The following is a 13,597-nucleotide window of genomic DNA, read 5'->3' as shown; positions in this document are numbered from 1 at the left end:
CCGGGAATTAGAATTTTCCGGCTCTTATGCCAATGGCGGGCTGATGACGCCATCGGGATTATGCAAGGCAATCGGCACGTTATATCCGATTGCCGAGTGAGGACGATCCTCATTATAGTGTCGACGCCAATTCTCCAACTTTTCGCGCGCATCTTCAAGCGTTAAGAACCAGTGTGCGTTCAGGCACTCGGCGCGAAGCTTACTGTTGAAGGCTTCGATGAACCCGTTATCCCTCGGCTTTCCGGGTCGGGAGAAGTCCAGTGTGACCTTGTTGGCATAGGCCCACAGATCGAGGTCACGCGAAACAAACTCACTTCCATTATCAACCCTTATTGTCTTCGGATAGCCAGCACGACGACACACTTTCTCAAGTGTCTGAACGACATCCTCACCACGATAACTGAAGCGCGGATCGGTTGCCGGCGAGTAGCGTGAATGCGTATCGACAATAGTCAGAATCCGGAGTTTCTTTCCTGTTGCCAGCTGATCATGCACAAAGTCCATCGCCCAAACATCATTCGGCCCGATCGCTTGTTGACGATCCTCACGCAGCTTGGCCTTGACACGACGTTTCGGATGTTTATTCCTGAGCTGAAGTCCTAACTCATTGTATATTCGACGTGTTTTCTTCATGTTGATGGTCCAGCCTTCGCGACGAAGCAGGACGTGTACGCGACGGTAACCCTATCGCACACGGGTTTCACAAATCTCTTTGATCCGCTTCTCAACAGCGGCCTGCACGGTGCGGCGGGACTTGTAATTGATAGTCGATCTTTCGAAGCTTAGTGCTGCACAAGCCCGTCGGATCGATATTCCCCAATCAACAAGCATTCCCGCCACCAGATCACGTTTCCGCGCAGGCCTTAAAGTTTTCGGCGGATCACATCCTGCAACATCTCCCGATCAAGCGTGAGGTCTGCAACAATCCTCTTCAGCCGCGTATTTTCCTCTTCCAAGGCGCGCAGCCGCCGTATCTCATCAGGCAGCAGACCTGCATACTTTTTCTTCCAGTTGAAATAAGTTGCCTGGCTGATCCCGCTCTTGCGACAGATTTCCGCTACCGGAACGCCGTCATCTCCCTGCTTGAGAATAAACACCTTCTGAGCGTCCGAAAACTTCGATGCTTTCATGCCTTCCACTCCTTCTCCCAGCCAGGAAAATAGCGCGGAAAACTCTCATTATAAACGGTCCAGTTTTAAGGGAGCAGAGCAAATACAATGAGGGCATTTCCTCCACGATTCCGTTTTACCGGAACCGCTTCAGATCGAAACTCGTTCAAGAAAGCGCATATAGGCAAGACAACCCTTCATTGGAAATTAGTCGATCATCCGGAAGTGTCTGCAATATTGGCACGTTGATCATCATGACGGATCATTGTGGACGCCTCTTTCGAGCCATCAAATGCTTTAGCATTTTCGTTAGGGGTTTGCCGAATATCCCGGACCACTGCACCGGTTGGCTCAACTTCTCCACCCAGCTGTCCGCTTCATTGTGGCGCGCATAGCGTCCGTACTCTCCACGCGGTCGTCTCTGCAAATCAATGCGACGAATGAACTACAATCCAATTGCAAAGCGAGATTTTTGAGAGGGCCATCTGACTAGAAGAAAGTAGATGGAAGAAACAAAAGCCATAGAAAAATGCGGGCAACGATAGATCAATATGTGCTAATGCTTCACTTCGAGCAATCGACTTCCCTGCAAAACCACAAGCTGGAAGCTTTCCCTTGACGCTCCCAGAATGAATGCTGCTTCGCTGTTGAATACAGGCAAGACATTCGTTGTTCGCGATCCTTCGAAACACCTATTGCCCCATGGGCTTAGATCCTGAACATTTGGAAGTAAGGAGGAGACAGCGGGCGGGGGGGGCGAAACTCTGTCTCCTCCTCCTTACCGGACCTGACACGGAGTATCAGAACCGGAAGCCTGACAAAAGCGGCGGGCCGCTTACGGCCTGATAAGTGCCCGCCGCTTTCCCTTTACACTGGCTTGAGACACGCTTGTCGCCAAGTGCGTCTTGAAGACGCCGGGAGCCTCCGAGGGAAGGCCATACCACGATCCTTATGAAGGGTTTTCACATCCGGAGGTCAACTAACGCATGTGAGATAAGGACCTTGATAATGCCACAGCAGATCTTTTGATGACCCACTGGAGCCCCGGTAAACCAGCATTCAGGTCTTCGTTCGGCTTTTTGCCATAGAAGCCGATATTGCCACTGACGAATAACTATCATAAACGTCAGCCTTAGCTTGAGAAACTGCGGTGGGCACGTCCGGCACGACGTTTTACACCAGGGTGACCAGATACAGTTGCTGTCTACGTCGCCAGACGCACTTCCGGTATCTGCTGCATCGTTGTGGTCCTGGTGAGTAAATTCATTTACCTCGTTCTCCAATATCTCAATAATTATTCATTTGTTCAAATGTGGTCGCCAGTGATTGCACCAGACGGTCCCTGACCGGACTGAAGAGCTTTTAAAAACAGATCTACTCGAACATCTATGCCATTAAACGGCTAGTATTATGGCCTTTCTTTGGAAAGTCCGCTCTTTTGTCCAATGTCGTTTTACACTGGCGCCGTATGTTCATCCCCTAGGGGCTTGCGCCATTGAACGAGAACTGAATTCAAAATGTGTGATCGAATTGCCTGGAGCCCAATCAAGAGCTGGCTCGAAAGAGTAAGAAAGGCTGTTTTCGATGGCTGAAACTGCCCGCAAGAATCCTCACTTGTGATAAAGCCTCCTGCAAGCGGCTGACCATAACGGTATCGGTGCGCGCGCCTTTGAACAGCAACATCTGTCGCTTTTTGATAAAAAATCGGGATAGCGCCAACGACCCCAGTATCCTTTAGACCATAGGCCGGGATCGAAAAGCTTTGCTGCCGATGCATTTCCCGTGTCCGACCCTGCTCATAGGATCCGCGCCGTAAAAACCCGGATATACCCAATCGCCCTCCCGTGCAACTGCACCGGGTTTCTCGGGCGCCAGGTTTGCCGAAGCGCGAAAACATAAACGGGGAGGACCTTTGAGGCTGTTCAAAAGCCCTCCCCGGTGTGCCCATTGAAATTCGGTCGGACACCGCTTTAAAACAAATTCTGAAAACGCTTTCGCAATATATATGCCCAGCAAACGCAATATGAATATCTGATTGTACACGAATATAAGACAGTGGCTTATATGCCCCGGCCCCACATCCGCCATCCGTCAATCGTCCATTCAACATCACGCTTCCCGCCAGTTTTGCAACCTTGCGGGGAAAGCCGAAGATCGCATTCGTTACAAAAAGCGCCTGTTACAGAATAGCTAATTTTGTAACAGCGAGAGAGGGGGAAGCCAGGATCGCCTTTTTGCAGATCCAAGTAGTAAAATCAAAGCGAAGTGAGCATCGTGACATCTTTACTGGTCAATGACAAAGGTTATAGAAAATATCTTACGCAGGAAGAGCGGGAGCGCTTTTTGGGACAGTCCAGAAAAGCCAAACTCGAGGTTTATATTTTCTGCCGGATTATGATGGAAACGGGTTGCCGGATTTCCGAGGCACTAAACCTTCGCCGAGAGCACATAGATCTTGTGCAAAAATGCGTATATATTGAAACCCTTAAACAGCGTAAAAAAGGCGCTTTCCGGCATGTGCCGATATCAAATGTATCATTGATGGAACTGATGAGCCTGCACGAAATGCGCCAGCGTTTCAAAGAAGGCTATCAGGATCAATTGTGGGATTGGAGCCGAATGACTGCCTATCGTCACATTGTATCGGTGATGACACAAGCAGGCATTGCGGGGCCACACGCTTCGCCCAAAGGATTACGCCACGGCTTTGCGGTGGCGGCTCTTCAAGCTGGCGTTCCCATGAACCTTGTACAGCGATGGCTTGGCCATTCCCATTGGAATACAACAGCAATTTATGCTGAGGTAATAGACGCAGAGGAGCGTCGTTTCGCCGAACTGGTCTGGTTTGGCTTCCGCAAAGAACAATCAACGACGACGGTTTCACCCCACCATCTCGCGACAAAAAAGGTGTCCTTAGCGTCACAGTTTTTAGCGAACTAGGGGAAAAAATGAACCGGTCGCGACAACCCAAAAATAATATCGCTTGACTCCCGACGATAGTTCTCGCAAAAAGAGAGCGTCTGTTACAAAATTAGCTATTCTGTAACACCCCCCATAACAGCTTGTTTTTACATGACTATTTCGTATGTCGGCGACCTTTTTTTCGATACTTTGGTGTTGCAATCATTTTCAATGCACCTTATAGTTGCATTTGGCTTTCCCTCAGAACTTCTCCCTAATAATTGCGGGCACGCTTGCATAGTCGCCAAAATGGAAACAGACTGTTTCTATAAATGAAACAATATTGAGTGTCAGCGTCAACATTCATCTAACAATCTATGGCTTAAGCCCTGACTGCAGATAATTTTCGATTTAAAATTTCGCGGTGATGTGGCCTCTGATCCCGTCTAATGCGTGGGATTAACAATCGCCGTGCAATATTGCTTGCGCTGCAACAGGTCGCAATTGGAGAAGTCGCTGTATTAGAGAAGGGAAATGCCAATAATAAACGTATAAATCGCAATCGCCCCATGATCGCCAATTGTGCAATTAGTAAATTGTTCGTTCCTTAAAATGAACCGATCGAAATACGGGCAAATATTTTATGCCCGTTATGCTTTTTCAACCAAATGGGAAAGGCTTCAATGAGCAATAAGCCTGATAAGCAAGGCTCCGAGAGCGATAGGCTCGTGGCTTCCGCACGTTGATGCGTTTGCTCATAGTCGCGTACAAGACGTCGCCATCGTGCCATCCATCCGAAGTTTTTCCGCACCATCTGCCCCTGGAACACGGAAACCCTGTGCACCCTCAACACAGCGTGGAACCTCAATGACAAGGTCAAGAAAAGTGGCCTTTATCCAAAAGCCTGGCTCGATCATATGCGCCGTGGGCAAATAGGGACCTCATCCAAAGCTCACGCTTTCTGATCGCATAGAGCCTGCGCTGCCGTCCGTATCTACAGCGATATGATGCGTGGGCTCCGAGATGTTTTTATTGGCATCGAAGCCCAGGTTCCTGGCGGTCGGAACCTTGGACGGACTGGCTATCGATGACTGCGGCAGTTGGGCTGGCCTCGCCCGGCATGTTCCACGGTCAACCATAACTGCTATATTGTGAAGGATACCGAACAGAAAGCGCCGCCTGGCAACTGGCATCACGGGTTCAATTAGCAATTACTCGTCCTCGTCAGATCTGTCGGGCAGCGCTTTTGCTGCTTACAAATGTTGGCCATCTGGGCACAGATTTCTCGTGTCCACTTGAAAAAGTTGAATCGCAACGAGCACCATCAATCAACCATTTTCAAAAAGGACTCCTGGCCATTGCATAGAAGAAGAGGCGATTCTTCAATATAAGCGAGATGCAATATCCATTCAGCTTTGGATGATTAATATTCTTCCACGCGCCCCATAACGTTTTCGAACTGGCAATATGATCAAATTTGCGCGAAGATACGACTTATTACGTATACATCCTGTTTGTTTAGAAAAATACTTATATGCGCACCCTATAATACAAACTTCAAAATGAAACCCAATTATTTGGTATTCTACGCACCTTTTTCAGCGGCGAAGAGGAACTGGTCTATCCAACCACGAACATATAAAATGCGTAATTTATCGACGATGCCTACTTTCGAACACACCGCAGTCCTTCAATCAATTCGACTGCAACCAATGCCGATGAAATGTGGCGGCGCATGACGGTATTTCGGATTTCAGGAATGAATCTCAGTGTCTGAATCAAAAGCGGTAGGCTTGGGACATCGATCAGTTAGTGAAGAGGTTTTATGAGAAAAGTTATTGTAGATGGGGCTTATCTGCAGTTCCCCTTAAATTTTGATGATATTGTTTTTGTTCCGCCAATTCCACCTTATAAGGTAACAGGTACAGGCCATGCGACCATTAAGGGCCATAAGGTCTGTCATCATGGCGACGAAAAGAAGATTATTATCACCAACGGCTATGTTACTGCAGCAGCGACAATTCCCGGTACAGTTACAATTACGATCACTCATGTAGATACCGCCGACTATGTCACGAGCACGCGTCCGGTCATCATCGCGCAAGAATGGGAAGCATTATGTACTGTGACAGTGATGGCCAAGATCCCCAATCCGGCGGGCCCTATTGACGAACCCCACGCACCAGTTAAAAAAAATGTGCCGATTTCCATTAATCCCAATACCTTCGTTGAGATTGAAGCATAGTATTTAACCCCTGCCTTTGCTGATCCATTCCGCCTTACCGAACAGGATCGCATCCAGGATAGGGAATATCGCTGACAGCCCCCCGGTATGGTCGAAGGGCATTTGCTGCTGCTGATAGCCCATACAATCCGTGAGGACGACGATGACGGAAAGCCAGTCGAAATCATCCGCATCATCTCGGACAGAAAGGCTGAAAAACCAGAGAGGCGACGCCAGGAGCAGAAAGCAGAACTTGCGGCCAAATCGGACAGCGAGATTGATTATAGCGACAATCCAGCCCTGACAGACACATTTTTCAAAAATGCTGTGCAAGGCCGGTTCTACAAGCCGACGAAAATCTCAACCACGGTGCGGGTCGATTCCGACGTTCTGGCGTGGCTGTGTAGTCAGGGAAAGGGATACCGATCCCGTATCATGCGATCCTGCGCGAGGAAATGCTGTTGAGCGTTTCCAGGGCTTGCCGACGGCACTCAGCCGTTCGTAGCGCTCATCCAAATCCCAAAAGCCAGCTCGCACACGCATTATTCGCTCCATGCCAGTCAAACATATTGGATTAAATCATGATTTGCCCAAAAAGCGGGAGCTATATAGAGGTGTGCAGTATGATATGCTGGAAGCTGCCTGAATGCTATCAGACTTGGATTCACGCAAAAGCACTCACTAGAAATTATTACCAATAAAGTGCGCTTGCCTGTCAGCAAGCGATTGTGGTTCAACGTCGGCGGCGTTCGCCTTGAAATATCCTCGAACGCTCTACTCTGGGTCTATGTCCCGGCTCGCGCTGTCTTGGCCCAGAGTAGTATCATTTTAAGGTGATATCTCTGCACCACAGGCCATGGCTGAGGTGCCATTCTTTGCGGTTGGTGGATACACGGTCCCTTTCCTCAACGGCACAATGGTAGAGCTCAGATAGTTTTATATCTGGTAATCATCAATGCAATCGATCATGCTGAAGGTTTGAAAATCCGGCCCCGCAGGGGGATCGTGGAGTACACTTTATATAGGTCAATGCCGTTCCCGGCCGTGGCCGAAAAGCCCGATGATCAACGAAGCTACACCATTCCCTGGAGCATGGGCCTCATCCTGACAGGCGGATTACATATCGATTTCAATGTTCATATAATACAATCCGAACACTAATTTGTTGTAGGCATGTTTTCTTAATTTTTTAGCCTCCTCTAATTGGGAGATGCGTACAGTACAAACTTCTTTATACTGCCCGACTGCAAGCTGCACATCGCTTGTTCATTCGCATTACCCAGAATTATCAAGGCCGCCCGTTGACGGACCATCTGCGGTTATAGAGTTAGGCGTTTGCCTGGCACTTCATCTGAAAGGAGATAAATTATGAAAAACTTTCTATACGTTTCTTCTCTGATTTTGGCCTCCATCGTAGCGGGAAATTCTGCCTATGCCGACAATTTCGGCCCAGGTACAACTCCTGGCTCAGACGCAACTCTTGTTATTTACTGCCCCGGCAGGGCTCCGGTGGTCATCCAGGCTGGAAAAGACGATATCCCCAGCATCAAAATTGATCCCGTAAAAATTTGTGCTCAAAGCGAATAACCAGCACTCTTCAAATAATAGTGGCCGCCTTTTTGAGGCGGCCTTATCTTGTGCTCGTCTCTCAATTGAATTTTCTCCCAACGAACTGTCTTGACGCCAGGCGATATAGCTAACATCTTAGCGCTTGCCTATATAAAGGCTTGTTGGGTCATATTTTAGAGTATTACAGATGCCTTACAGAGATTTTTTCCATATTTGCATGGCCGGAACGGCTGCAGATAACATTCAACAACAATTGGACATTCCACCCGAACAAATCTTCGCATTCCATGATGATCTTACCTATGGACCGCTCGAAGATATCGATACGAATGCAGTGCAACGAACGCAATTCCTTCAAGAGGTTTTTGATCCCGAAACGTTAACGAACCTGGAAAAAACCTGTGGACTCAATGAAGAGCTCCTGATGGAAGCGCGCAAGCTGCAACCTGAAACGCCCCGCACATCGAAGCCCATCGTAATCTGGCATGGAACACATCCCGGCGAACAGCTTCTATTGCGCAGAGCTGTCTACGCATTGCGCAATCAGATCAGACCGCTTTATGAATTAAACGTAAACTCAAGCCTGATCGACACGCCTCATGAGATAACGGCCGTCGCACTCCTTGGTGTGGATAAAGTCAAAAGTGCATGGGATAATGTCGAAATAATTGATCGAGACAGGCGTGAGTTTTTAATCGCCGATTGGCAACGTCTCAGACAACATCAAGGGATTCGCCATGCTTTGGGCGAACGGCTCACAACCCATCCTATTCATATTCACGATGCCCAGATTTTAGAGCTGGTGAAAGAACAGTGGACGGAGCAAAACAGGGTTATTGGACATGCTATGGCCGAAATCCAAGGCTGTTTTGCCACCGACACATTCGTAAAATGGCGGATCCGTAAGCTGGCGTCTCAAAATCACATCGAAACGAAAAAGGAACAGGATGGCGGCTTTTGGGTGCGTGCTTCTCAGACAAACTGATAAGGAGGGCTTCCCGACTGTTGCACGAAATTGTGCTGAAGACATCGCGACATCAGATGTTACTTGCACATCGCTACCCCGATATTGAACCATTCCCAAACGGGATGATACCCATTTGGATATCGTTGCGAGGGGATGAGGCAAAGATATGGAAAAAGCCCAATCATGGGGCGTCGGAAACGAAATCACATGGTTTCTTCCGACGCCATTGCGATTCAGATAACACTCTATCGGCCGGCCAGCTCAAAAAAGCAGTCAAATCGGCATTAAATGTTGAGTTCTGGTCCGTTGATTATGCTGATTGTGGAGATAACGTCGGATTATGCCAGGTCCATCGCCGCAAGCGGGCCTATTGGCGTAACAAAAACAACCGTGGCTCCAGCCCCCGCTGGATGAAAGTTCCGTGACAGGTCAACGCCTATTGACCCGATTACTTCCGCCATCGATTTTCCCTGCACATTGAGAACGTCAACCTCACGAAGCTTCATGACGATCTCTTCGGGCTTATGTGTTCCACAGGGAACCGATACACCGGATCGATTGCTTATCCTGCTCCTGTCGCTGGCATTTCAATATCCTCCCAGGCTCATAAGGCATCCTTCAACAAAGGTCACTTTTCAAAGAAGACCAATAGACATCATATTTACCTCCCAAAGCCAAACCGAAGTAAGAGAATCAGGAATCGCATTCCGAAAAAAGTGTCATTCAGCCGGACACACAAAAAGGCCCCGCCAAAGCGGGGCAGTTTGTGGAAACACTCAAACCTGCTGATCAGAAAGTGGTAGGAGGTCAGTCTGAAATCAGCCAGCCAGAGGCACTATAGAAACAACATGCCTCGTTACTCAACTCCCAACTACTGGGGCACAATTTTAAAATCAGGTAGCCTTGTCACGAGGCAGGCGGAGCGGAGTGGCAGCCATGTCAACGGGGAGAAACAAGGGCTCCGGCGAGGGAGGCAGAAGCCTCTTCCTCTTCCATTCGCTACGCCACATATAAATCTGCTGCCGCGATACATCGTGACGTAGCGCAACTTCTGTTACTGTTGCGCCCTCAACTCCAACCGAATTGACTATCGCAAGCTTCCTCTTCGGCCCGTCACCGACATTGGCGTTCGTGGGCCCCAGTATCTCCATCCGCCTCGTCTACCTCAATCTCAAGACATCTCCTTAACATGGTCGTTAAAGACGGGTCTTATGCCGCGAGGTTTTGCTTCGATACGCGGTAGTGGCCGTTATGGATACCACAAGTATCACAGCTTTGAGAGTATGAACTCCCAAAGCTTCAATATCGGCGACAGACCTACAGCGCCGCCTCGTCCAGCAATGTAGGCAACGACCTGCTCTATATCCCGGAACCGGCCCGGCCACATCATATGTCAGCGCAAATCAATGCGGCGCGTGGCATGATCAAATCGCAATAGTGAGGTTCGAGGTGCCCCGCCTGGCTAATCCGCCGCGTTCGGATTATGGCTGGGGAGAGATACCGAACGATTATGCATCCTGATACACGGTGCTATGGCGTTTCACACTTTTTCAGAAATGCTCGATCGTAAAGCCTGTATCATCATTTCCTTGATAGCGAGTGCCAGCAAAGCTTTTTGAGACATTCCCTTTCAGGATCGTATATTGGTTTATCTTCGGCACCGTTAACACGTTTGCAAGTTTTACCGTAACGAACCCTTTGCCATTCTCAGAGTAATTATATGAAGCTGTAGGTCCGCATAGATAGGAAAAGTTTATCCCGAATATTTTTAAACCCTCTTTAAGATCGTGGATAAAACGACCATAACCAGTAAAAGAAGCATTGAGCTGAATAACGCCTATATTTCTCAATCCTAAAATATACAATTTCTTTGCTATATATAGATACTGCGGCCCGTCCAGCTCCGCCAAACGGTAGGACTGCCCTTTGAAACCAAAGGGACCCCCCTCTCCAATAAGTACCAGCTTGTCGTTGCACGTTAATTTTGAAAGACAGTCCGTAGCGATATCTTCATCGAAGAAGTCGACATAATCTGAATAAAGCGTTTTGAGGATGTTATATTCCTCCATTTTACGATATTTTTTGTAATCATACATTAATACGGCTTTCATTTTCCCATGCGGCCAATATGGCTTTGACGTGGGGGAGGACCCCAGATCATATAATTTATCAATCCAACTCATAGTATTTCCCCTATGCTGACTACAAAAAAATCAGGATTCGCTAAATTATGCGCCCGCAGCAAGGCTTGTATTCCTGCCCGGAAACCCGCCTATCCACCTACATAGCGCCCCCTCGAATATATGTTGTGCGCGGACGGCCAAACCACTTTGGGGAAAGCATCAATGCCACTTTCCCCGTCACATCGTTGCATAACGCAGCCATACCGCTCACAGGTCGTTGGGTGATTTTCAGTTCAGAGCAATCGATCTCTATCGATACAATCCACTGAATTATAACAGGATGAATCACTCATACTTTGGAACGGCCCCTCACAAGCGTGTAATCACAAACCCGGGGCTATCGGGATCATCGTTTCCTTGATAACGGGTACCAACAAAACTCTTTGTAAGATTTCCCTGCAGTATTTTGTATTGATCTTGTGTTTTTGGGAAATCAAATATATCCAATAGAGTATTTGAGACAAAATTCCTATTAAACGGAGTATGCGTGTAATTAGCCTTTGGCCCACTCAAATAAGAAAAATTAATTCCGTTTAATATGAGCTGCTCTCTAAGAACATCGAGGAATTTGCTGTACCCAATATAAGAAGCGTGAAGCTTTATAACACCAATATTGCTCAGACCTAGATAACGTAATTTCTTGGCTATAAAAGAGCACTGAATTTCCTCTGTCATACCCCTATAAGTATCTCCAAGGAATCCGTCCAACGCCGAATAGCAAATAAGGATTAACTTATCGTTCTCGCCCAGGTAAGCAAGACGTCCCCCGACATTCTCTTCAAATATATCGACATAGTTGGGGTAGACAGCTCTTAAAAAATTATATTCCCGAGAAAAGCCATATGCTCTAAAGTCAAACATAAAAGCAGCAGCCACAGTGCCATGGGGCCAGGATGGTTTTGACGCGTGGGCCGCTCCCAGAGAGTACAGTCTGTCAGTCAATGTCATTTGAATTTACCTAGTTTACTAATTATATTTAAATCATGATAATTTTTTTAAAGAGAAGTACAATTACGATATTATCGTCCTTGGTTCAAAGAGGCATTAAAACTCCCATCACTCGCTCCAGTTCTGATTTATAATGTCGCACGCTCACGCAGATCTTATTGTTTCCAATTTTGGTCCATTTTGATGGGGGTTCATCGCTGAAAAGCTGAATTTATGTGAATTGAACGGCACTATATACTTGCTAAACTGATGTCTAATTTAAACTATAAATCATTGAACCCCTTAGAGCCTGTTTCAATGAGAGTCGAGGGATTTCAGCAGATTATGATTCAATCCGATCACTTACAATCGATGAAGATCAAGATGCGGGAACGGAAAATCGCTCGCCGTTATTATGAACGCCGCAGCTTGCGCTATGCAAGCGTTTTAACAGATGCGTAATAGAAGTTAGATAACAAGGGTCGTTCGGACCGCACTGTTGTGTGTGCTCTGCTCCCTTAAAACTGGACCGTTTATAATGAGAGTTTTCCGCGCTATTTTCCTGGCTGGGAGAAGGAGTGGAAGGCATGAAAGCATCGAAGTTTTCGGACGCTCAGAAGGTGTTTATTCTCAAGCAGGGAGATGACGGCGTTCCGGTAGCGGAAATCTGTCGCAAGAGCGGGATCAGCCAGGCAACTTATTTCAACTGGAAGAAAAAGTATGCAGGTCTGCTGCCTGATGAGATACGGCGGCTGCGCGCCTTGGAAGAGGAAAATACGCGGCTGAAGAGGATTGTTGCAGACCTCACGCTTGATCGGGAGATGTTGCAGGATGTGATCCGCCGAAAACTTTAAGGCCTGCGCGGAAACGTGATCTGGTGGCGGGAATGCTTGTTGATTGGGGAATATCGATCCGACGGGCTTGTGCAGCACTAAGCTTCGAAAGATCGACTATCAATTACAAGTCCCGCCGCACCGTGCAGGCCGCTGTTGAGAAGCGGATCAAAGAGATTTGTGAAACCCGTGTGCGATAGGGTTACCGTCGCGTACACGTCCTGCTTCGTCGCGAAGGCTGGACCATCAACATGAAGAAAACACGTCGAATATACAATGAGTTAGGACTTCAGCTCAGGAATAAACATCCGAAACGTCGTGTCAAGGCCAAGCTGCGTGAGGATCGTCAACAAGCGATCGGGCCGAATGATGTTTGGGCGATGGACTTTGTGCATGATCAGCTGGCAACAGGAAAGAAACTCCGGATTCTGACTATTGTCGATACGCATTCACGCTACTCGCCGGCAACCGATCCGCGCTTCAGTTATCGTGGTGAGGATGTCGTTCAGACACTTGAGAAAGTGTGTCGTCGTGCTGGCTATCCGAAGACAATAAGGGTTGATAATGGAAGTGAGTTTGTTTCGCGTGACCTCGATCTGTGGGCCTATGCCAACAAGGTCACACTGGACTTCTCCCGACCCGGAAAGCCGAGGGATAACGGGTTCATCGAAGCCTTCAACAGTAAGCTTCGCGCCGAGTGCCTGAACGCACACTGGTTCTTAACGCTTGAAGATGCGCGCGAAAAGTTGGAGAATTGGCGTCGACACTATAATGAGGATCGTCCTCACTCGGCAATCGGATATAACGTGCCGATTGCCTTGCATAATCCCGATGGCGTCATCAGCCCGCCATTGGCATAAGAGCCGGAAAATTCTAATTCCCGG

Annotated in this window: 10 protein-coding genes and 2 pseudogenes; 7 read left to right on the top strand and 5 right to left on the bottom strand. The window is 48.0% G+C overall.

The genetic code is table 11. The features are described from left to right. Positions 1–24: 24 nt before the first annotated feature. Positions 25–1,130, bottom strand: a pseudogene (locus ACTJKP_RS24790) (IS3 family transposase). Between the two features lie 2,253 nt (positions 1,131–3,383). Here ACTJKP_RS24790 and ACTJKP_RS24785 point away from each other — a divergent pair. Together ACTJKP_RS24785 and ACTJKP_RS24780 are read left to right on the top strand one after the other, a co-directional pair. Further along, entirely contained in the window at positions 3,384–4,049 is a 666-nt protein-coding gene (locus ACTJKP_RS24785; protein WP_440632569.1) for a tyrosine-type recombinase/integrase, read from the top strand. A 1,786-nt stretch (positions 4,050–5,835) separates the two neighbouring features. Then, the gene (locus ACTJKP_RS24780; protein ID WP_440632568.1) at positions 5,836–6,255 is read left to right on the top strand and encodes a hypothetical protein; all 420 of its coding nucleotides are present in this window, start codon (positions 5,836–5,838) and stop codon (positions 6,253–6,255) included. Positions 6,256–6,258: 3 nt separating this feature from the next. Here the strand turns inward: ACTJKP_RS24780 and ACTJKP_RS24775 are convergent, their stop codons facing one another. Then, positions 6,259–6,567 carry a hypothetical protein gene (locus tag ACTJKP_RS24775; RefSeq protein WP_440632572.1) on the bottom strand — a complete coding sequence of 103 codons (309 nt, stop codon included), beginning with the start codon at positions 6,565–6,567 and terminating at the stop codon, positions 6,259–6,261. Between ACTJKP_RS24775 and ACTJKP_RS24770 the strand changes: the two genes are divergently transcribed. The 4 genes from ACTJKP_RS24770 (at position 6,562) to ACTJKP_RS24755 (ending at position 9,195) form a co-directional block, all read left to right on the top strand. After that, positions 6,562–6,699, top strand: a complete 138-nt coding sequence (locus ACTJKP_RS24770) for a BrnA antitoxin family protein (RefSeq protein ID WP_440632570.1) — start codon at positions 6,562–6,564, stop codon at positions 6,697–6,699. The genes ACTJKP_RS24775 and ACTJKP_RS24770 overlap by 6 nt on opposite strands. 903 nt (positions 6,700–7,602) lie before the next feature. Further along, entirely contained in the window at positions 7,603–7,821 is a 219-nt protein-coding gene (locus tag ACTJKP_RS24765; protein WP_440632567.1) for a hypothetical protein, read from the top strand. A 169-nt stretch (positions 7,822–7,990) separates the two neighbouring features. Beyond that, positions 7,991–8,788, top strand: coding sequence for a DUF3658 domain-containing protein (locus tag ACTJKP_RS24760; RefSeq protein ID WP_440632566.1), 798 nt, complete (start codon positions 7,991–7,993; stop codon positions 8,786–8,788). A gap of 20 nt (positions 8,789–8,808) precedes the next feature. Next, positions 8,809–9,195, top strand: a complete 387-nt coding sequence (locus ACTJKP_RS24755; RefSeq protein WP_440632571.1) for a hypothetical protein — start codon at positions 8,809–8,811, stop codon at positions 9,193–9,195. 468 nt (positions 9,196–9,663) lie between these two features. On the opposite strand, the gene ACTJKP_RS24750 is transcribed toward ACTJKP_RS24755, so the two are convergent. The 3 genes from ACTJKP_RS24750 to ACTJKP_RS24740 form a co-directional block, all read right to left on the bottom strand. Further along, positions 9,664–9,921, bottom strand: a complete 258-nt coding sequence (locus ACTJKP_RS24750) for a transposase (protein ID WP_440632565.1) — start codon at positions 9,919–9,921, stop codon at positions 9,664–9,666. A gap of 399 nt (positions 9,922–10,320) precedes the next feature. Beyond that, positions 10,321–10,953 carry a hypothetical protein gene (locus ACTJKP_RS24745; protein WP_440632564.1) on the bottom strand — a complete coding sequence of 211 codons (633 nt, stop codon included), beginning with the start codon at positions 10,951–10,953 and terminating at the stop codon, positions 10,321–10,323. A 309-nt stretch (positions 10,954–11,262) separates the two neighbouring features. Beyond that, a complete protein-coding gene (locus ACTJKP_RS24740; RefSeq protein ID WP_440632563.1) occupies positions 11,263–11,901 on the bottom strand; it encodes a hypothetical protein in 639 nt (212 codons plus the stop codon). A 566-nt stretch (positions 11,902–12,467) separates the two neighbouring features. Here ACTJKP_RS24740 and ACTJKP_RS24735 point away from each other — a divergent pair. Beyond that, positions 12,468–13,573 (top strand): annotated as a pseudogene (locus ACTJKP_RS24735) (IS3 family transposase). Positions 13,574–13,597 lie beyond the last annotated feature (24 nt).

The organism is Brucella sp. 22210, from assembly GCF_052045675.1.
Lineage (GTDB): Bacteria > Pseudomonadota > Alphaproteobacteria > Rhizobiales > Rhizobiaceae > Brucella.
Note: the sequence above shows the minus strand (reverse complement) of the source record. Positions and strands in the feature narration are given on the sequence as shown.